The sequence below is a fragment of the Micromonospora sp. WMMD1155 genome (genome assembly GCF_029581275.1).
Classification (GTDB): domain Bacteria; phylum Actinomycetota; class Actinomycetes; order Mycobacteriales; family Micromonosporaceae; genus Micromonospora.
Genome location: NZ_CP120742.1, coordinates 4,328,720 through 4,348,308, shown reverse-complemented (window position 1 = coordinate 4,348,308; position 19,589 = coordinate 4,328,720). Strand labels below are relative to the sequence as shown.

Genomic DNA, 19,589 nt, shown 5'->3' with positions numbered 1-19,589 from the left:
GGACCGGTCCCGACGGCTCGCCGACTCAGCCCACCGGGTCGATCCGCTTCGCCATCTGCTGGGACGTCACCTCGAACCCCAGACTGCGGTAGAGACCGATCGCCACGGTGTTCGTCCCGAAGACGTTCAACCCCAACTCGGGTACGCCGAGCTGGGCGAGTTCGGCCTCGATGAGCTGGATCATCCGCCGTGCGTGACCGCGCCCCTGGTGCTCCGGATGCACCTCGATGTTGTGGATCCAGGCCTGGCGCGAACCGGTCGCCGCCGGCAGGGTCACCCAGATCCAGCCGACCTCGGTGTCGTCGACACGGCCCACCCGCAGCAGTGCCCAGTCGGTCGCCGCGCCCGCCGGCAGCGACTCCCGGATCTGCTCGACCGACCGCTCGCGGGCCGCCTCCGGGCTCAACCCTCGATGTGCCACCAGGTCCTCGGCGTACCCCTGCTCCAACGGCCCCCGCAACCGGGCCAGCTCCGGTGCCGTCATCGGCGTCAACGTCAACTCCACCGCGGCTCCCCCTCGTCGTCGCCAGCGGACAGTGCAGCAGAACCGACCCGGACGGCGCCACCCGGCCCCGCGCGGTCGCGGACGCGACGGAGGGGGTGCGCGGGCCCACCATGATGGCGACGTGCGCATCGCCCACGTCAGCGACAGCCACCTCGACAACCCGGAGGGGGTGGCGACCTCGGTCGGCACCGCCGTGGCGCTGCTGCGCGCCGCCGGGCACCGGGTCGTGCTGCACTGCCCGGGCCCCCTGCGACGTCGCCGCCGACCGGGTGAGGTGCCCTCGCTGGCGGTGCCGACCCGCCCCTACCGGCTGGCGGTGCCCCGGTCGCCGGACGCACCGGCGGACGTGGTGCACGTGCACACCACCGGCCCGCTCGGCGTCGCCGGCCTGCGGTGGGCCGCCGCTCGGGGCGTACCGACCGTGCTGACCTGGCACACCGACCTGGTCGCGTACGCGGCGCACTACCCGGAGATCCCGATCGGGGCCGCGTACGCGGGCCTGCGGCTGGGCCTGCGGTGGGGCGCGCGGGACCTGTGGGCCCTCTGCCGTCCCGGACCGGACCGGCAGACCCGACTGGCGGAGCTGGGGCGGTGCCTGCTGGCGCACACCAGCGTCCTGATCGCCCCCTCGGTGAAGACCGCGACGATGATGGCGGCGATGGCGGGGCGTACCCCGATCGTGGTCCTGCCGACCCCGGCCGCCGCGCCGCGCGCCGATGCCGATGACCGGCGGCGGCTACGGGCCCGGCTGGGCATCCCGGCGGACGCGCCGGTGCTGCTCGCGGTGGGCCGGGCCACGCCGGAGAAGAACCCGGAGCTGCTGCTCGCCGCGTTCGCCCAGGTCCGCCGGACGTTGCCGGCCGCTCACCTGGTGCTGCTGGGTGCCCGACGGAACCGGCTCGCGATCCGCCGGGTGGCCCACCGATACGGGGTGGCCGGCGCGGTGCGCCTGCTGCGCCCGGTACCGCACGACCGGGTCGGCGCCCACTACCGGGCCGCGGACGTGCTCGCGTTCACCTCCACCACCGACACCCAGGGCCTGGTGCTGTCCGAGGCCGAAGCGTACGGACTGCCGGTGGCCATGGTGGACACCGCGCTGGTGCAGCGGCCGGGCACCGGCGCCGCCCGGCCGGTCGCCGAACCCACCGCTGCGGCGTACGGCGCGTTGTTGACCCGGCTGCTGACCGACAGCGACCTGCGCGCGCAGGTGATCCGGGACGGCCGGGCGGCGGTGGCGGCCTGGTCCGGGGAGCGCTACCTGGCCGAGCTGGTCAGGCTGTACGAGGCGCTGCCCCCGGTGGAGGCGACCCCGTGACGGGGGACGTCACCCGGGCCCTGCGGTTGGGCACGGCCGCGGTGGTGGCCGTCGGGCTGGTCCTCGCGCTGGTCGCCGCCCGCGACGATCCCGTCGAGCTGCTCTTCTACTTCACCGTGCAGGTCGACCTGGCCTACCTGGTGGTGTTGCTGGCCGGTGGCGGTGACCGGTTGCGGACCGCGCTCACCGTCTACCTCGTCGGCACCGCAGTCGTCTTCGTCCTGGTGCTGGCCAACCCGTGGAGCCGCTACGCCATGGTGGCGAACGCCGACGCCCGGGGGACGATCTCCGACGCCGCCAACCTGCTGCTGCACGTCGTGGCGCCGCCACTGGCCGCCGCCCACTGGCTGAGCCGTCGACCCCGGGTCGCGCTGCGCCCGGCGTACGCGGTCGGCCTGCTCGGCTATCCGCTGGTGTGGCTGACCGTCATCCTGGTCCGGGGCGCCCTCGGCGGGGCCGAGGACCGCTACCTCTACCCGTTCCTCGACGTGCCCCGACTGGGCTATCCCACTGTCGCCCTCAACGCCGTGCTCTTCGCCGTCAGTCTGCTGGTGATCGCCCTGACCGCCGTCCATCTGACCCGCCGTCGGACACGATGAGGCAGCTGCCCGTCAGGGTGCGGTCGGCGTCGACTCCAGGTGACGCGCCAGCTGCGCCAGGTCGTGCAGACGCAGATCGCCGTCGAGTCCCTTCAACGCGGCGGTCAGTGCGCCGGCCGCCCGCCCGGCTCGCAAGCCGACCTCGGCGTCCTCCACGACCAGGCACCGCGCAACGGGTACGCCGAGCAGGGCGGCGGCCCGCAGGTAGCCCTCCGGGTCCGGTTTGCCGACCCGCACGTCCTCGACCGTGACCAGCACCGGAGCGACGATCCCGGCCGCGCCGAGCCGCGCTTGAGCCAGCCGGGCGTCGGCGCTGGTCACCACGGCCCAGGGCAGCCTTGACCGGGCCAGGGTGTCCAGGAGTTCGCGCGTTCCGGGGGTGGCGACCACGTCGGACAGGTCGTCGTACTGCAACGCGAGCTGCCGTGCCGCCGCGGTGGCGACCGCGTGGTCGTCGACGTCGGGCAACAGCCGGCGGATGGTCCGGTCGGCGGGGCTGCCGTGCGCGATGGCCAGCGCCGCTGCCGGGTCGACCGCGTACTCGGCCGCCCACCGTTTCCAGGCCCGCTCGACGGCCGCGTCCGAGTCGACCAGGGTGCCGTCCATGTCGAACAGCACCGCGCCGATGCCCGCCAGTTCCACGCTCACGCTCCCCCTGTTGCTCGCCCGCCGCACGAACCACCCTCTCCCACCTCCATGATCCGCACAACGTCGGTGATCCTGCGGTCTCGCCGACGGCCGAGGCAGCACTATCGGTGAAGTTGCCCGGATCTTGAACGTCAGGCGTCGGCGTTCAACACCGGGCGTACCGCGTCGACGAACGCGATCCGATGCTTCGTTCGTGTCTCGATCGCGGTGATCCAACGCTCCCGGTGCCGCTCGCGCAGCGGCGTCGCGGCGTCGCCCGGCTCGTCGCGGAAGCGGCGCTGGTCGGCGTACTCCAGGGTGAGGCTGGTCAGCACGGACCGGGCCACCGAGTCCACAGCCGCCGGGCCCTCCAGCAACACCAGGTTGTACGCCTCGTCCACGGCGCGCATCGCCGCGTACGCCTCGTCGTAGCCGGGCACCGGCTCACTCCCGCCGACGTCGAGCCACCGCCGGTCCAACTGCCGGTACGCCTGGTCGCAGGCGCTCAGGAACCCGACATACGCGTCCCGCCGCAGCTCGTCCCGGCGCGTCGCCCGGCGCTCGACGCTCTCCTGGCGGGCGACGGTGAGTTGATGGGCGAGTTGCCGGCGGGTGCTGAGCGCGCCGACCAACCCGGTCAGGCCGGCGGCGGCCAACGTGGACAGAGAGGTGATCAGCGCGACGGCGACGGTGTCCTGCACCCGCCCATCATGGCGTGAGCGGGACGGCCGGCCCGGGCGGGTCCTCCCCGGTGAGCCCGTCCACCGACTCGCGGATCAGGTCGGCGTGACCGACGTGCCGGGCGTACTCCTCGATCAGGTCGACGAGAATCCGCCGCAGGCTCGGCACCCGGCCGTCGGGCCACTCGCCCCGGGCCAACTGCTCCGGTCCGGCGTCGGTCAGTAGCTCGGTCACGATGGTGCGGGAGCGGGCCACCGAATCCCGCCAGAGCGTGTAGAGCTGCTCCGGGGTGTCCTCGGCGGCTGACCGCCAGTCCCAGCCCGGGTTCGCCTCCCAGTCGACGGTGTCCCAGGGTGCGCCGGGCGAGCGCCCGGCCAGCTTCAGCGAGAAGTAGAGGCTCTCGACGAGGGCGAGGTGCTTGAGCAGCCCGCCCAGGGTGATCGACGACGGGCCGAGCGTCGCCCGCAGCCCGTCGGCGTCGAGCCCACCGGTCTTCCACGCGAAGGTCGCGCGCTGGCGCTCCAGGGAGCCCAGCAGAGTGGCGGTCTCGTCACCCGCGATCGGCGGTTCGGGGTGACCGTGCTCGTCTGCGTTGGTCATGGTGATCGAGGCTAACGAGCCGCCCGAGGGAGGTCCATCCCCGCGCGGACACGAATAGCGTTCCCCGGGTGGTTCGGCTGGACCGCACGCTCGTCACGGCGGTCGAGGACTGACGGTGGTGAAGGGTGGGCGCGGCAGGTTTCGAACCTGCGACCCCTCGCTTGTAAGGCGAGTGCTCTCCCACTGAGCTACGCGCCCGGATCGCCCGTACGGCGGGCCGGTGGCTGGCAAGCTTACCCTGCCCGCCACCGACCCGGGTGCACGGCGTACCCCGATCAGACGGTCACTTCGGCGATGGCCTTGCGCCAGCCCTGCTGGTCGCGGGCCGTGCCCGGGCTGCTCATTTCGGCGAAGCGGACCACGCCGGTCTTGTCGATGACGAAGGTGCCCCGATTGGCGACGCCGGCGCTGTCGTCGAAGACCCCGTACGCCCGGGCGACACCGCCGTGCGGCCAGAAGTCGGCCAGCATGGGGAACCGGTAGCCCTCGCGGTCGGCCCAGACCTTGTGGCTGTAGACCGAGTCGACGCTGACCGTCAACACCTGGACGTCGTCGTTCTCGTACACGTCGAGGTTGTCCCGCACCTCGTGCAGCTCGCCCTGGCAGGTGCCGGTGAACGCGAGCGGGTAGAAGACCAGCAGGACGGCACGCCGACCCCGGAAGGCCGAGAGCCGGACTTCCTGGTTGTTCTGGTCCTTGAGCACGAAGTCCGGCGCCTCGGCGCCGACCTCGATGGGCATGCGAACCCTCCTCGGCTCGGTCAGGGAGACGGCACCGGCGCGCCACCCGGCGGCGGTGCGGGCCACCGGGTGCGCGAAGCGGCGGAGGCTACTTCTTGGCCTTAGCCCCTCGCCGCAGCACCAGACGTGCTCCGCTCCAGTCCCGGCCGGCGTTGACGGTCGAGGTCTGCTGAAGGCCGGCGGTGGGCGCGGACTCCGCGACCTCGCTCGGCTCGACGTGCCCGTCACGCCCCGCCTTCGGGGTGAGGAGCCACACGACCCCGTTGTCGGCCAGCGGGCCGAGGGCATCGACGAGAAGCTCGAAGAGATCACCGTCGCCGTCGCGGTACCAGACCAGCACCGCGTCGACCACCTCGTCGGTGTCCTCGTCGACCAGATCTCCACAGCGGTCGGTCAGGGCGTCTCGGAGATCCTGGTCGACGTCGTCGTCGTACCCCATCTCCATGACGACCATCCCCGGTTCGATCCCGAACCGGTCCGCCAGGCTGCGTACCCCGTCGGCGGCCTGACCAGCGGTCGCGCTCACTGTCGCGTGCCTCCTCATCTCGTCCCTGCTCGCGGCGTCGGTGCGACGCCGTCAGGCAAGTCCACACAGTTGTCGGTCCCTGCGCAAGTGGCGCACCGGGTGGAACGGAATTTACCGTGCCAGCAGCGTACGGGCACCGTCGGTAATGGCGTCCATGGAGACCAGAACATGACGTGCTGCCGGACCTAATGGTACAAACGAGTCAACTCCCGCGACTCGCCGCGCGGCACCGACATATCCGGCGTCGACCAGAGCGGCGATCACACCTTCGCCGACCCCGCCGGAACGGCGGGTCTCGTCCACGACCAGCACCCGGCCCGTCGCCGAGGACTCGCGGATGATGTCGGCCACCGGCAGCGGGGCCAGCCAGCGCAGGTCCACGACCCGGGTGCCGACCCCCTCCTCGGCGAGGACGGCCGCGGCGCGCAGCGACATCCGCACGCCGTTGCCGAAGGTGATGATGGTCAGGTCGTCCGCCGAGCCGACCCGGTAGACCCGGGCCCGACCGATCGGCACGTGCCCGGCGACCCACGCCCCCGGCTCCGGGTAGCCGGCCAGCCACTCCCCGTCACCGTCGGCGTACAGGTCACGGGTGTGGTAGAGCGCGATCGGCTCCAGGAACACGCACACACTGCCGTCCACCGCCGCGCTGGCCAGGCAGGTCCGCAGCATGGGCGCGGCGTCGTCCGGGCGCGCCGGCACCGCGACCACCAGACCGGGCACATCCCGGAGTACGGCCACCGAGTTGTCGTTGTGGAAGTGCCCGCCGAACCCCTCCTGGTACGCCAGCCCGGCCACCCGCACGACCATCGGGTTGCGGAACGCCCCCTGCGAGAAGAACCGCATCGTGGCCGCCTCGCCACGGAGCTGGTCCTCGGCGTTGTGCAGGTACGCCAGATACTGGATCTCCGGCACCGGCAGCATCCCGGCCAGCCCCGCACCCAGCCCCAGCCCCAACACCGACGTCTCGTCCAGCAGGGTGTCGAAGACCCGGGCCGGGCCGAAACGGTCCCGCAGCCCCTTCGTCACCCCGTACACGCCGCCCTTGGCGGCCACGTCCTCGCCGAACACCGCCATCTGCGGATGATCGAGCATCCCGTCGGCGAGCGCGGCGTTGATGCTCTGCGCCAGGGTCAGCGGACCGGTCAGCTCCGGCGGCTTGCCACCGAACGCCTCCGCGCGGGCTGCCGCGCCCGGACCGCCGGCCCGCGCCGCGGCGTCGGCCACCGCCCGCGCCACCCGCACCGGACGGCGGGGCGCCAGCGCCGACACCACGTCGGCCGCCGACGCCAGCTTCGGCTCGCCCAGCACCTCCTCGGCCAACCGGCGTACCTGCCAGCCGGTCTCGTCGTACCGCGCCAGCAGTTCCTCGCCGGTCGCCACCCCGGCGTCGACGAGCAGCCGCGCGGTCGCGACCACCGGGTCGCGGTCCAGGTCCTCGGCCAGCTCGGCCGGGCTGCGGTACGCCGACTCCGCGTCCGCCCCGGCGTGCCCCATCAGGCGGACGGTGCGCAGGTGCAGCACCGCCGGACGACGGTTGCGGCGTACCCAGGCCGCGGCCTCCGCCGCCACCTCGTACGTCCGCACGGGGTCGGCCCCGTCCGCGCTGAAGTAGCGGATGCCCGGCTTGGCGCGCAGGGTCGCCTCGACCCAGCCCTCCGGTGACCGGACGCTGATGCCCAGCCCGTTGTCCTCGCAGACGAAGAGCACCGGGATGCGCAGACCGGCGTGGTCGTACCACCCGGCGGTGTTGAACGCCGCGGTGGCGCTGGCATGGTTGACCGAGGCGTCCCCGAACGAGCACACCACTATCGCGTCCGGCGGCCACGGGACGTGCGCGACGCCCGCGCCGCTGCCGACCCGAACCCCGCCTCCGGTACGCCGACCGGCGCTGTCCAGTCGGCGCAGCCGCTCCACGGCCAGCCCCATCCCGACCGCCCGGGGCAGGTGCGAGGCGATCGTGGAGGTGGTCGGCACCACGGCCAGGTCGGCCCGACCGAACACCTTGTGCCGACCACCGGCGATCGGCTCCTCGCTGGAAGCGACCATCCCGCGCAGCACGTCCCGGGCCGCGTCCGCGTACGCGTCGAACCCGCCGCCGCTCGTCGAGGCCGGCGCGGGCCCGGACGGGTCGCTGTCGGCGGTCGACTCGGCGTCGGCGGTCCGCGCCGGATCGGTGCTCGGCCCCCGGTCGCTGTAGGTCACCGGACCGGCGGTCGACGCCGGGTCGCCGGTCGGCTCCGGGCCGGCGGACGAGCCCGAGTCGCCGGTCGGCTCAGGGCCGGCGGACGAGCCCGGGTCGCTCGGCGCCGCGGCGGCGGCCTGGGCGGCACGGAGGCAGTAGAAGGCACCGGAACGGTAGTGCAGCAGCGCCGGATCGGTGGGGCGCAGCGCGGCGGCGACCGCGACGTTCCCCTCGTGCCCGGCCGAACCGATCGTGTAGAAACCCTCTCCGAAGCTGCGCAGCCAGCGACCCGCCAGGTCGAGCTGCCGGCTGGTCACCTGCGCGTCGAACAGGTCCAGCACCTGCGCGCCGGTCAGTGGGGCGTCGTCGGTGACCGGGTCTGCGGGGTCACGCCGACGCTCCGCGGCAGGCAGCGCCGCCAGCGTCTCCCGGAAGCGGTCGTCGAGGTCTTGCGGGGTGGTCACGTCGCACAGCATTACCGACGGGAGGCCCGGTCGCCCAGCGGGACACGGCCGCCGCGGGCCGACTCACTCCGGACCGCAGGGCTCCAGGCGACCACCGTCGGACACCTTCCAGACCAGGTCACGAAGGGTACGCAGCTCCCCGTCGGTCAGCCCGGACAGGAGTCGGGAGTCGGACATCGCCCTGGCCACCCGATCCCGTTCGACGCGGCCCTTCTCGGTCACCACCAACGTCTTCTGCCGGCGGTCCGCCGGGTCGGTGCGTCGCTCGACCAACCCCGCCTGCTCCAGCTTGTCGACAAGCACCGTCACGTTCGACCGGTCGCAGCCCAGTTGGCCGGCGAGATCCCGGGCTGGCAGCGGGCGGTCCGGGTCCAGCTCGCGCAACGCCCGAGCCGTTGCCGGAGTCAGCCCCAACTCGGCGAACGCGGAGCCCTGCTGGTGTCGTAGGGCGTCGCTGACGTGGGCCATCCGGCGCAGCACATCGGCGGCGAGACCAGCCCGGTCCACCGGTCCACCTGCTACGGAACCCACCTCCTGCCCCACGGCCACATCGTACGCACCGGCGCCGGTCGTCCAGGTCAGCGATCAGGTTCGGCACGACGACCGGACGGGCATCGTCGGTCACGGCCCGGCCGCCGGATCACCCTCGGACGGCGGATCGGGGGTCGGTACGCATCGACAGCGGCCAGCGGTGTTCGACTGCCGGCGACGAGTAGGGCCACTCACTGTCACCTGTCGGCCACCGGGGCTCGCGAGGCTCCCGGAGTCACGAAGATCGGACTCTGGGGAGGATTCGTGTCACTGTCCCGACGTACCATCCTGTTGTCCGGCGCGGTCGGCGCCGCGGGCGCGGTCACCGGCTTGCCGGCGGCGGCCGGCGCGGCGGCGGGTCGACCGCTGGCCTTTCCGTTCACCCTCGGTGTGGCCTCTGGCGACCCCGACCACGACGGGTTCGTGTTGTGGACCCGCCTGGCCCCGCAGCCACTGGCCGAGGACGGCCTCGGCGGCATGCCGGACCGCGACGTGCCGGTGCACTGGGAGTTGGCCGCCGACGAGCGGTTCCGGCACGTGGTGCGCCGCGGGGTGGCGATCGCCCGCACCCGCTCGGCGCACAGCGTGCACGTCGAGTTGGCCGGCCTGCTGCCCGGGCGCGAATACTTCTACCGGTTCCGGGCCGAGCGCCATGTCTCGCCGACCGGACGCACCCGCACCGCCCCGGCTCCGTGGAGCATGCCGGCCGCCCTGGCGATGGGCTTCGCCTCCTGCTCCCAGTACGAGCACGGCTACTTCACCGCCTACCGGCGGCTGGCCGAGACCGAGCCGGAGCTGATCCTGCACCTGGGCGACTACCAGTACGAGTACGCCCCGGACACGTACAACGTCCCCGGTGGCAACCCGCGTGACCACGAGGGCCCGGAGACCCGGACGCTGGCCAACTACCGGCAGCGGCACGCCCAGTACAAGACCGACGCCGACCTGCAGGCCGCACACGCGGTGGCGCCGTGGGCGGTGGTGTTCGACGACCACGAGGTGGAGAACAACTGGGCCGACGAGGTGCCTGAGGCGACGGACCCGGAGTTCCCCGCGCGGCGGGCGGCGGCGTTCCAGGCGTACTACGAAAACATGCCGCTGCGACGCACGTCGATCCCCCGCGGCATCGACATGCAGCTCTACCGGCGGGTGCGCTGGGGGCGGCTGGCCACGTTCCACATGCTCGACACCCGGCAGTACCGCGACGACCAGGCCTGCGGCGACGGCTACCGGGACTGCGCGGCGGCAAGCGACCCGGCCCGGTCGATCACCGGGGCCGCGCAGGAGGCGTGGCTGCTGGACGGCTTCCGTCGCTCGGACGCCCAGTGGGACATTCTGGGCCAGCAGGTCTTCTTCGCCCAACGGGACAACAACTCCGGCCCGCTCACCGTCACCAGCATGGACGCCTGGGACGGCTACGTCGCCTCCCGGGACCGCATCACCCGAGGTTGGTTGGCTGCCGGGGTACGCAACCCGGTGGTGCTGACCGGCGACGTGCACGCGCACTGGGCCAGCGATCTCAAGCTGGACTACGCCGACCCGACCTCACGCACCGTCGGCACCGAACTGGTCTGCTCCTCGATCACCTCGACGGGTGACGGCGCGGACTCGGCGGCCGGCTCGCACCCGTGGTTCGCGTTCAACCCGCACCTGCGCTTCCAGAACAACCTGCGGGGGTACGTGCGCACCACGATCACCCCGGGACAGCTCACCGCCGACTTCGACGTGCTGCCGTACGTCAGCCGGCCGGGCGCGCCCGCGTACACCCGGGCCTCGTTCGTGATCGAGGACCGCGTGCCCGGCCTGCACCAGACGGCGGACAACCCGGTCCCGTCGGCGGCCCGCAGCGCCACGCCGTTCACGGACCCCGGCCAGCAGACCGTCGACCAGGAGACCGCCCGCCCGTAACCCGCCCGACGCGTCACGATCCTCGAACGGCGGCGCCTCGCTCTGGTCGAGGCGCCACCGTTCGAGGGACGCCGCGCGGATCGTGACGCGGGCGGCCGTCAGCCGGGGAGGAAGGAGAAACGGACCTGCCGGGTCGGGTTGTCGCCGTTGGTGTCGACGAGGCAGATCGACTGCCAGGTGCCGAGCGCGAGCCGACCGGCCAGTACCGGCAGCGTCGCGTACGGCGGGACGAACGCCGGGAGCACGTGGTCGCGGCCGTGGCCGGGCGAGCCGTGCCGGTGCCGCCAGCGGTCCTCGGTGGGTAGCAGGTCGTCCAACGCGCTGAGTAGATCGTCGTCGGACCCCGACCCGGTCTCGATGATCGCCACACCGGCGGTGGCGTGCGGCACGAAGACGTGCAGCAGTCCGTCGCCCGCACCGGAGACGAACTGCTGGGCCTCCGCGGTGATGTCGCGGACGGCCGGGCGGGACCCGGTCTGGACGGTGATGACGTCGCTGCGCATACCCCGCATTCTGCCGTAGCGGCGGGTCCCGAACCGCCGCCGCTACCGACCGGGTCAGCGGCGCTGCCGGGCCGGCCGGTGCGGGGTCAGGAGCCGCCGCCACCGCCACCGGAGTCACCGCCGCCACCGGACCAGCCGCCGCCGGAGTCACCGCTGGACCAGCCCCAGCCGGAGTCACCGCTGGTGCCGCCGACGGACTCCGTACCGCCGGAGGTCTCGCCGTCGCGCTGGCGGTTGACGTGCCACTCGCTGCCGACGTCGCCGGTCGGCCCCGGGTAGACGCGGTGGCCGCTCTCGTCGGTGTCCGGACGGCGGCGGCCGGACCCGCCCGGTTGCCGGGCCGCGCGGGCCGTGTCACGGAGCAGGACTGCTCCGAGCACGGCCACGAGGGCGCCGATGGCCACCAGTCCCACCAACGCCGCCTCGCCGGAGGCGACTTGGACGACGCCGACCACCAGGCCCGCGACCCCGGCAACGATCATGGTCGCGGCGACCGCGACATGGCGCCTGTTCATGTCCGCAACGGTAGGAGTGGCGAGCAAACCGCCCAGAGTTCCCCGCGTCGTCGCGCTAAGTTACCGGCGAGTACCTGTGTTCAGCATCGCGTCGAGGGCACCTAGGCGTGACGGCAGGTGCCACCAGGGGGCAGGATGGCGCTAGAGACCTATCCCACACACAACCGAGGGAACGCCTGTGGCTACGGAACGCAAGCGCCCGGTGATCAGCGACGGCCTACCGAGCCAGCTTCCGGACATCGACCCTGAAGAGACAAGCGAATGGGTCGAGTCGCTTGACGGTGTCATCGACGAGCGCGGTGCCAAACGTGCCCGCTACGTCATGCTGCGCCTGCTGGAGCGGGCCCGTGAGCGCCAGGTCGGGGTTCCGCCCCTGACCACCACCGATTACATCAACACCATCCCGTCGGAGCGCGAACCGTGGTTCCCGGGTGACGAGCACGTCGAGCGGCGGATCCGGGCGTACGTCCGGTGGAACGCCGCCATGCTGGTGCACCGGGCACAGCGCCCGGAGATCGGCGTCGGCGGGCACATCTCGACCTTCGCCAGCTCGGCGTCGCTGTACGAGGTGGGCTTCAACCACTTCTTCCGCGGCAAGAACCACCCGGGCGGTGGCGACCACATCTTCTACCAGGGTCACGCCTCCCCCGGCATGTACGCGCGGGCGTTCCTGGAGGGGCGGCTCAGCGAGCACCAGCTCGACGGGTTCCGCCAGGAGTTGTCGCACCCCGGCGGCGGGCTGCCGTCTTACCCGCACCCGCGGCTGATGCCGGACTTCTGGGAGTTCCCCACCGTCTCGATGGGCCTCGGCGGTCTGAACGCGATCTACCAGGCCCGGTTCAACAGGTACCTGCAGCACCGCGGCATCAAGGACACCTCGCAGCAGCACGTGTGGGCGTTCCTGGGCGACGGTGAGATGGACGAGCCGGAGACGCTGGGCGCCATCGGCGTGGCCGCCCGCGAGGAGCTGGACAACCTCACCTTCGTGATCAACTGCAACCTGCAGCGGCTGGACGGCCCGGTCCGGGGCAACGGCAAGGTCATGCAGGAGCTGGAGGCGTTCTTCCGGGGTGCCGGCTGGAACGTGATCAAGGTCGTGTGGGGTCGCGAGTGGGACCCGCTGCTCGCCGCGGACACCGACGGCGCGCTGGTCAACCTCATGAACACCACGACCGACGGCGACTACCAGACCTACAAGGCGGAGTCGGGCGCGTACGTGCGGGAGCACTTCTTCGGGCGCGACGCGCGCACCCGCAAGATGGTCGAACCGCTCAGCGACGACGAGATCTGGAACCTCAAGCGGGGTGGGCACGACTACCGCAAGCTCTACGCGGCCTACAAGGCGGCCACCGAGCACACCGGTCAGCCGACCGTCATCCTGGCGAAGACGATCAAGGGCTGGACGCTCGGCTCGCACTTCGAGGGCCGCAACGCGACCCACCAGATGAAGAAGCTGACGCTGGAGGACCTGAAGACCTTCCGCGACCGGCTCTACCTGGACATCCCGGACTCGGCGCTGGAGGAGAACCCCTACCTGCCGCCGTACTACAACCCGGGTGAGAAGTCCGACGAGATCCAATACCTGAAGGAGCGGCGCGAGCAGCTCGGCGGCTACCTGCCGTCCCGGCGGACCAGCACCAAGCGGCTGACCATCCCCGGTCCGGAGCGGTTCGCCGACGTCAAGCGCGGCTCGGGCAAGCAGAAGGTCGCCACCACGATGGCCTTCGTCCGCCTGCTCAAGGACATCATGAAGGACAAGGAGTTCGGCAAGCGCTGGGTGCCGATCATCCCGGACGAGGCCCGTACCTTCGGCCTCGACTCGATCTTCCCCACCGCGAAGATCTACTCGCCGCACGGCCAGCGCTACACGTCGGTCGACCGGGAGCTGTTCCTGTCGTACAAGGAGTCGACGACCGGGCAGATCCTGCACGAGGGGATCAACGAGGCCGGTTCGGTGGCCTCGTTCACGGCGGCGGGCTCGGCGTACGCCACCCACGACGAGCCGATGATCCCGATGTACATCTTCTACTCGATGTTCGGGTTCCAGCGGACCGCCGACGGGCTGTGGGCGGCTGCCGACCAGATGGCGCGGGGCTTCCTGCTGGGCGCCACGGCTGGGCGCACCACGCTCAACGGTGAGGGCCTCCAGCACGAGGACGGCCACTCGCTGCTGCTCGCCGCCACCAACCCGGCGGTGGTCGCGTACGACCCGGCGTTCTCGTTCGAGATCGCGCACATCATGGAGCAGGGCCTGCACCGGATGTACGGGGACGCGCAGGAGAACGTCTTCTACTACCTGACGGTCTACAACGAGCCGATCCTGCAGCCGGCCGAGCCGGCCGGGGTGGACGTGGAGGGCCTGCTCAAGGGCATCTACCGCTACTCCCCGGCGCCGGAGGTCGACGGCCCGAAGGCCAACGTGCTCGCCTCCGGCACCGGCATGCAGTGGGCACTCAAGGCCCAGCAGCTGCTCGCCCAGGACTGGGGGGTGGCCGCCGACGTGTGGTCGGTGACCTCCTGGACCGAGCTGCGCCGCGACGCGGTGGAGACCGAGGAGTACAACCTCCTCAACCCGGGCGCCGAGGCGAAGATCCCGTACATCCAGCAGAAGCTGGCCGACGCGGACGGCCCGAAGGTCGCGGTCAGCGACTGGATGCGGGCCGTACCGGACCTGATCGCCCGGTGGGTGCCCGGCGACTACACGTCGCTCGGCACCGACGGCTTCGGCATGTCGGACACCCGGCACGCGCTGCGCCGGCACTTCCACGTCGACGCCGAGTCGATCGTCGTCGCCACGCTGCGGCAGCTCGCCCGTAGCGGCGCGGTGGCGGCCACCGTACCGGCGGAGGCTGCGAAGAAGTACGCGATCGACGACGTCAACGCCGCCCCGGTCGGGGAGACCGGCGGCGACAGCTGACCCGCGTCACGATCGAGGAAGGGCCCGGCGCACACGCGCCGGGCCCTTTTTCCGGTACCGCTCACGCCCGGAAGCCGGGAGCGGCGGTGGGCCGGGGTCCCTGGCGGGGATCCGGACCACCGCCGTCGCGGGTGGCGCCGGGAGGATGGGCTCTCGTCAGCCGACGGCGGCCAGGTCGGTGAGCCGGGCCAGCGAGTCCTCCAGGTCGGCGCCGACCCGACGCAGTCCGAGGCGCAGCAGGGCGGCCTTGACGGGCCCGGCCGGCCAACGGACGACGATGAGCCGCACGATGGTCCCGCCCTCCTCCTCGTCGGTGGTGAGCTGGACGTAGATCTCGGTGCGCGCCTCCGCCCGAGAGCCGGCCCCCTTGGCCCGTTCCCGCCAGCCGATCAGCGTCGGCTCCTGGTAGGCGATCACCTCGGCCTCATGCGCCGAGCCGCGCCCCGCCTGGACCAGCTGCCGCCGGCCGAAGCCCTCTCCCGAGAGCACTTCGGCCGCGCGGACCCCCGCCAGCCAGGCCGGCAACTGCTCGGCCCGCTGGACGACATCCCAGACAACTTCGATCGGCGCCGCCACGTGCGCACTGCGTTCAACGAGGATCATTTTCCGTCTTCCTCCGGTGAGGACATCCCACGATATCGGCACTCTATGCGCTAAATCGGACTTACCTGGACGGGTTTGGAAAAAGACACGCCGATCAGCCATTGCGGATAGCGCCAGAGCGGCCTATGGCGCATTCATCGAGAGCGCTCTAAAGTCCCGAACACGTTTCACGTTGACCGGGAGGGCGCATGTCGAGAGCACCGTTGCCCCAGTTCCCCACCGGCTTCCGCTGGGGCGTCTCCACCTCGGCCCACCAGATCGAGGGCGCCACCACAGTCGGCGGACGCGGTCCGTCCATCTGGGACACGTTCGCGCACTCGCCAGGCCGGATCGGCGACGGCAGCACGGGTGCGGTGGCCTGCGACCACTACCACCGGCACGCCGAGGACGTCGCGCTGCTGGGCGGGCTGGGCGTCTCCGACTACCGGTTCTCCATCGCCTGGCCCCGGGTGCAGCCCACCGGGACCGGCCCGGCCAACGCGCCCGGCCTGGACTTCTACGACCGCCTGGTGGACGACCTGCTGGCCGCCGGCGTCGACCCGGTGGCGACCCTCTACCACTGGGACCTGCCCCAACCCCTCGAAGACGCCGGCGGCTGGCTGCACCGCGACACCGCCGCCCGGTTCGCCGACTACGCCGACCTCACCGCCGCCCGACTCGGCGACCGGGTCCGGCTCTGGATCACCCTGAACGAGCCGTTCATCCACATGAGCATGGGGTACGGGATGGGCGTACACGCCCCCGGCCGGATGCTGCTCTTCGACGCCTTCCCGGCCGCCCACCACCAACTGCTCGGGCACGGTCTCGCGGTGGCCGCGCTGCGGACCCACACCGGCAGCCCGGTGGCGATCGCCAACAACTACTCCCCGGTGCGGGTGCTCGGCGACGGTGACGCCGACCGGGCCGCCGGGGAGGCGTACGAGGCGCTGCACAACCGGCTCTTCACCGATCCGCTGCTGGGCCGCGGCTACCCGGAACTGCCCGGCCTCGACCCGGGCATCGTCCACCCCGGCGACCTCGACACGATCGCCGCACCGATCGACGTCCTCGGGGTGAACTACTACAACCCCACGGGGGTACGCGCCGCCGAGGAGGGTTCTCCCCTCCCGTTCGACCTCGTCCCGCTGGACGGCTACCCGCGCACCGCCTTCGACTGGCCGGTGGCCCCGGACGGGCTGCACGAGCTGCTCGGCTGGCTGCGGGACACCTACCGGGACGCGCTGCCACCCATCGAGATCACCGAGAGCGGGTGCGCGTACGACGACGCGCCGGACGCGGACGGGCGGGTGGCCGACCCGCAGCGGATCGCGTACCTCGACGGGCACCTACGGGCGGTACGGGCCGCCATCGACGACGGGGTCGACGTACGCGGGTACTTCGTCTGGTCACTGCTGGACAACTGGGAGTGGGCCGAGGGGTTCACCAAACGCTTCGGCCTCGTGCACGTCGACTACGCCACGCAGACCCGTACCCCGAAGTCGTCGTACACCTGGCTGCGCGACGTCATCGCGGCCAGCCGGCCGGGGTCGGCGCGGTGACCACGGTCGACCCGACGCCGGCGTCGCTGCCGGCGGCGCTCGCCGAGCCGACGGTGCCGGTGCGGCGCGGCTGGATCGGGCTGATCTTCGCCGCCAACCTCGGCGTCTGGATGGCGTTCTTCACGCCCATCCAGGTGCTGCTGCCCCAGCAGATCGAGCAGATCGCGCCCGGCGACAAGGAGAACATGCTGGCCGTGGTCACCGGCCTCGGCGCGCTGGCGGCGGTGCTCGCCAACCCCCTGGCCGGCGCGTTCTCCGACCGGACCTGCCTGCGGGTGGCCGGCCGCGAGTTCGGTCGCCGACACGTCTGGACCGCGGGTGGGGCGGTGCTCGGGGCGGCGGCCCTGGTGCTGCTGGCCCAGCAGCGGACCATCCTCGGGGTCGCCCTCGGCTGGGTCGCCGCCCAGGTCTGCTTCAACGCGATGCTCGCCAGCCTCACCGCAGCCATCCCGGACCGGGTTCCGGTGGCGCAGCGCGGCGGCGTCTCGGGTTGGGTGGGCATCCCGCAGGCGCTCGGGCTGGTGCTCGGCGCGGTGCTGGTCACCGCCGTGGTCACCGGCAACGCCGCCGGTTACCTGACCATCGCCGTGGCCATCCTGCTGTTGTCGCTACCGTTCGCGCTGCTCACTCCTGACGAGCCGCTGCCGCGTACGCATCGGCAGGCGGTGCGCGCGCGGACGCTGCTGGCCTCGATGTGGATCAACCCGCGTCGGCACCCGGACTTCGCCTGGGCCTGGATCACCCGGTTCCTGGTCCAGCTCGGCAACGCCCTGGGCACCCTCTACCTGCTGTACTTCCTCACCGACGGGGTGCGCCACCCCGACCCCGAGGGCTCGTTGCTGGTGCTGATCCTGCTCTACACGCTCGGCATGATGCTGACGGCGGTGGTCGCCGGCCGGATGTCGGACCGCTCCGGCCGCCGCAAGATCTACGTGATCGCGTCCGGCGTGATCATGGCGGTGGCGGCGTTGCTGCTCGCTGTCGCGCCGGTCTGGCCGATGGCGATCGTCGCCGCGCTGCTGCTCGGCGCGGGCTACGGCGTCTACCTCTCGGTGGACGCCGCGCTGATCACGCAGGTGCTGCCCCGGGCCACCGACCGGGCCAAGGACCTGGGCGTCATCAACATCGCGAACTCGGCACCGCAGGTCCTCGGCCCGGCGCTCTCCGCCCCGCTCGTGGTGTACCTGGGCGGCTACCCCACGCTCTACGCCGTCACGGCGGTGGTCACCCTGATCGGCAGCGCGTTGGTCGTCAAGATCCGCTCGGTGCCCTGAGTCAGGGGGCCGTGGCGGAAACCCGTCGACGCTCGCCGTAGGCTGGGGGCGTGACGGTACGTGTGCGCTTCGCCCCTTCCCCGACCGGTATGTTCCACGTCGGCGGCGCCCGCTCGGCGCTGCAGAACTGGATCTACGCCAGGCAGCAGGGCGGGGTGTTCGTGCTGCGAATCGAGGACACCGACGCGGCACGCAACAAGCCCGAGTGGACCGAGGGCATCCTCTCCGCGCTGGACTGGATCGGCATCTCCCGGGGCAGCTACGAGGGCCCGTACTTCCAGTCGGAGAACGCCGGTGAGCACCGGGCCGCCGCCGCCCGGCTCTACGAGTCGGGCCGCGCGTACTACTGCGACTGCACCCGGGAGGACGTGCAGGCCCGCACCGGCTCGCAGTACCAGGGCTACGACGGCTACCACCGCGACCGCGGCCTCGGCCCGGGGCCGGGGCACGCGCTGCGCTTCCGCACGCCCGACGAGGGCGCCACGGTGGTGGTCGACCTGATCCGCGGCGAGCCCACCTTCGAGAACAAGCTCATCGAGGACTTCGTCATCGCCCGGGGCGACGGGTCGCCCGTCTTCCTGCTGGCCAACGTCGTCGACGACATGACCATGGGGATCACCCACGTGATCCGGGCCGAGGAGCACCTACCCAACACCCCCAAGCAGCAGTTGCTCTGGGAGGCCCTCGGGGTCAAACCGCCGATCTGGGCGCACGTGCCCGTGGTGGTCAACGAGAAGCGGCAGAAGCTCTCCAAGCGGCGCGACAAGGTCGCCCTGGAGGCGTACCGCGAGGAGGGCTACCTCGCCGGTGCGATGCGCAACTACCTGATGCTGCTCGGCTGGGCCCCCTCCGGCGACCGGGAGATCGTGCCCTGGTCGGTGATCGAGGACGAGTTCCGGCTCGACGAGGTCAACCCCTCCCCCGCGTTCTTCGACGAGAAGAAGCTGCGCGCGTTCAACGGCGAGTACATCCGCGCCCTCCCGGTTGCCGAGTTCGTCGACGCCTGCCAGCCGTGGCTGACCGGCACCGGGACCATCGCGCCACCGCCGTGGCAGCCCGAGGAGTTCGACGCCGACGCGTTCGCCGCTGTCGCGCCGCTGGCCCAGACGCGGATCGCGGTGCTCAGCGAGATCGTGTCGAACGTCGACTTCCTCTTCCTCGCCTCGCCGTTGATCGACGAGGCCGCGTGGACCAAGACGATGAAGGACGGCTCCGCCGAGTTGCTCGACGACGCCGTCGCGGCGTTCGAGGCGCTGGAGTCCTGGGATGCCGAGTCGCTGAAGTCGACGTTGGAGGCGGTCGGTGCCGAGCGTGGCCTCAAGCTCGGCAAGACGCAGGCACCGGTGCGGGTCGCGGTCACCGGCCGCACCGTGGGCCTGCCGCTGTTCGAGTCGCTGGAGGTGCTCGGTCGCGAGCGCACTCTGACCCGAATCCGCGCCGCCCGCCTCCGCCTGGTCTGACCCCGGGCACCGACGCCCGCGCCGTCGCCGGACGCCGGCCGGTCAGGCTGGTGCCCGGCCGGTCAGGCTGGCGCCCGGCCGGTCAGGCTGGCGCCCGG

The 19,589-nt window shown here is 72.1% G+C and carries 18 protein-coding genes and 1 tRNA gene; 7 read left to right on the top strand and 12 right to left on the bottom strand.

Features of this window, described 5'->3' with window-relative positions; translation table 11 throughout:
• Nucleotides 1-25: 25 nt before the first annotated feature.
• Complete coding sequence (locus O7617_RS20105) at nucleotides 26-505, bottom strand: N-acetyltransferase (protein ID WP_282257359.1); 480 nt, start codon at nucleotides 503-505, stop codon at nucleotides 26-28.
• Nucleotides 506-626: 121 nt separating this feature from the next.
• Here O7617_RS20105 and O7617_RS20100 point away from each other — a divergent pair, with 121 nt between their 5' ends.
• Nucleotides 627-1,820, top strand: coding sequence for a glycosyltransferase (locus tag O7617_RS20100; RefSeq protein ID WP_282257358.1), 1,194 nt, complete (start codon nucleotides 627-629; stop codon nucleotides 1,818-1,820).
• Nucleotides 1,817-2,419: a Pr6Pr family membrane protein gene (locus tag O7617_RS20095; protein ID WP_282257356.1), complete on the top strand. Its 603-nt coding sequence runs from the start codon at nucleotides 1,817-1,819 to the stop codon at nucleotides 2,417-2,419. Before O7617_RS20100 ends, O7617_RS20095 begins: the two co-directional genes overlap by 4 nt.
• 12 nt (nucleotides 2,420-2,431) lie before the next feature.
• Here the strand turns inward: O7617_RS20095 and O7617_RS20090 are convergent, their stop codons facing one another.
• The 8 genes from O7617_RS20090 to O7617_RS20055 form a co-directional block, all read right to left on the bottom strand.
• The gene (locus O7617_RS20090) at nucleotides 2,432-3,067 is read right to left on the bottom strand and encodes an HAD-IA family hydrolase (protein WP_282257355.1); all 636 of its coding nucleotides are present in this window, start codon (nucleotides 3,065-3,067) and stop codon (nucleotides 2,432-2,434) included.
• A gap of 131 nt (nucleotides 3,068-3,198) precedes the next feature.
• Nucleotides 3,199-3,747: a hypothetical protein gene (locus O7617_RS20085; RefSeq protein WP_282257354.1), complete on the bottom strand. Its 549-nt coding sequence runs from the start codon at nucleotides 3,745-3,747 to the stop codon at nucleotides 3,199-3,201.
• A 7-nt stretch (nucleotides 3,748-3,754) separates the two neighbouring features.
• On the bottom strand, nucleotides 3,755-4,327 hold the full coding sequence (locus tag O7617_RS20080; protein ID WP_282257353.1) for a DinB family protein: 573 nt from the start codon (nucleotides 4,325-4,327) through the stop codon (nucleotides 3,755-3,757).
• A 126-nt stretch (nucleotides 4,328-4,453) separates the two neighbouring features.
• Nucleotides 4,454-4,525 (bottom strand) — tRNA-Val (locus O7617_RS20075).
• Between the two features lie 77 nt (nucleotides 4,526-4,602).
• The gene (locus O7617_RS20070; RefSeq protein WP_282257352.1) at nucleotides 4,603-5,067 is read right to left on the bottom strand and encodes a peroxiredoxin; all 465 of its coding nucleotides are present in this window, start codon (nucleotides 5,065-5,067) and stop codon (nucleotides 4,603-4,605) included.
• Between the two features lie 88 nt (nucleotides 5,068-5,155).
• Entirely contained in the window at nucleotides 5,156-5,593 is a 438-nt protein-coding gene (locus tag O7617_RS20065; RefSeq protein WP_007463483.1) for a DUF3052 domain-containing protein, read from the bottom strand.
• Nucleotides 5,594-5,704: 111 nt separating this feature from the next.
• Nucleotides 5,705-8,254 (bottom strand): thiamine pyrophosphate-dependent enzyme, encoded by a 2,550-nt coding sequence (locus O7617_RS20060; protein WP_282257350.1) that lies wholly within the window; start codon nucleotides 8,252-8,254, stop codon nucleotides 5,705-5,707.
• A gap of 51 nt (nucleotides 8,255-8,305) precedes the next feature.
• Nucleotides 8,306-8,710 carry a MarR family transcriptional regulator gene (locus O7617_RS20055; RefSeq protein ID WP_282264805.1) on the bottom strand — a complete coding sequence of 135 codons (405 nt, stop codon included), beginning with the start codon at nucleotides 8,708-8,710 and terminating at the stop codon, nucleotides 8,306-8,308.
• A gap of 327 nt (nucleotides 8,711-9,037) precedes the next feature.
• On the opposite strand from O7617_RS20055, the gene O7617_RS20050 reads away from it, so the two are divergent.
• Nucleotides 9,038-10,681, top strand: coding sequence for an alkaline phosphatase D family protein (locus O7617_RS20050; protein WP_282257349.1), 1,644 nt, complete (start codon nucleotides 9,038-9,040; stop codon nucleotides 10,679-10,681).
• 98 nt (nucleotides 10,682-10,779) lie between these two features.
• On the opposite strand, the gene O7617_RS20045 is transcribed toward O7617_RS20050, so the two are convergent.
• A complete protein-coding gene (locus O7617_RS20045; RefSeq protein WP_282257348.1) occupies nucleotides 10,780-11,184 on the bottom strand; it encodes a YjbQ family protein in 405 nt (134 codons plus the stop codon).
• Between the two features lie 86 nt (nucleotides 11,185-11,270).
• Nucleotides 11,271-11,699, bottom strand: a complete 429-nt coding sequence (locus tag O7617_RS20040) for a hypothetical protein (protein ID WP_282257347.1) — start codon at nucleotides 11,697-11,699, stop codon at nucleotides 11,271-11,273.
• 178 nt (nucleotides 11,700-11,877) lie between these two features.
• Here O7617_RS20040 and aceE point away from each other — a divergent pair, with 178 nt between their 5' ends.
• Nucleotides 11,878-14,616 carry a pyruvate dehydrogenase (acetyl-transferring), homodimeric type gene (gene aceE / locus O7617_RS20035; protein ID WP_348774141.1) on the top strand — a complete coding sequence of 913 codons (2,739 nt, stop codon included), beginning with the start codon at nucleotides 11,878-11,880 and terminating at the stop codon, nucleotides 14,614-14,616.
• A 156-nt stretch (nucleotides 14,617-14,772) separates the two neighbouring features.
• Here the strand turns inward: aceE and O7617_RS20030 are convergent, their stop codons facing one another.
• Nucleotides 14,773-15,219: an SRPBCC domain-containing protein gene (locus tag O7617_RS20030; protein ID WP_088988232.1), complete on the bottom strand. Its 447-nt coding sequence runs from the start codon at nucleotides 15,217-15,219 to the stop codon at nucleotides 14,773-14,775.
• 188 nt (nucleotides 15,220-15,407) lie between these two features.
• On the opposite strand from O7617_RS20030, the gene O7617_RS20025 reads away from it, so the two are divergent.
• From O7617_RS20025 to gltX, 3 genes are read left to right on the top strand one after another with little or no spacing between them, the layout of a single operon-like run.
• Nucleotides 15,408-16,757 (top strand): GH1 family beta-glucosidase, encoded by a 1,350-nt coding sequence (locus O7617_RS20025; RefSeq protein WP_282257346.1) that lies wholly within the window; start codon nucleotides 15,408-15,410, stop codon nucleotides 16,755-16,757.
• Entirely contained in the window at nucleotides 16,754-18,031 is a 1,278-nt protein-coding gene (locus tag O7617_RS20020) for an MFS transporter (protein WP_282257345.1), read from the top strand. The genes O7617_RS20025 and O7617_RS20020 overlap by 4 nt, the downstream gene beginning before the upstream one ends.
• 50 nt (nucleotides 18,032-18,081) lie before the next feature.
• The gene (gene gltX / locus O7617_RS20015; RefSeq protein WP_282257344.1) at nucleotides 18,082-19,491 is read left to right on the top strand and encodes a glutamate--tRNA ligase; all 1,410 of its coding nucleotides are present in this window, start codon (nucleotides 18,082-18,084) and stop codon (nucleotides 19,489-19,491) included.
• The last annotated feature ends 98 nt before the right edge of the window (nucleotides 19,492-19,589 follow it).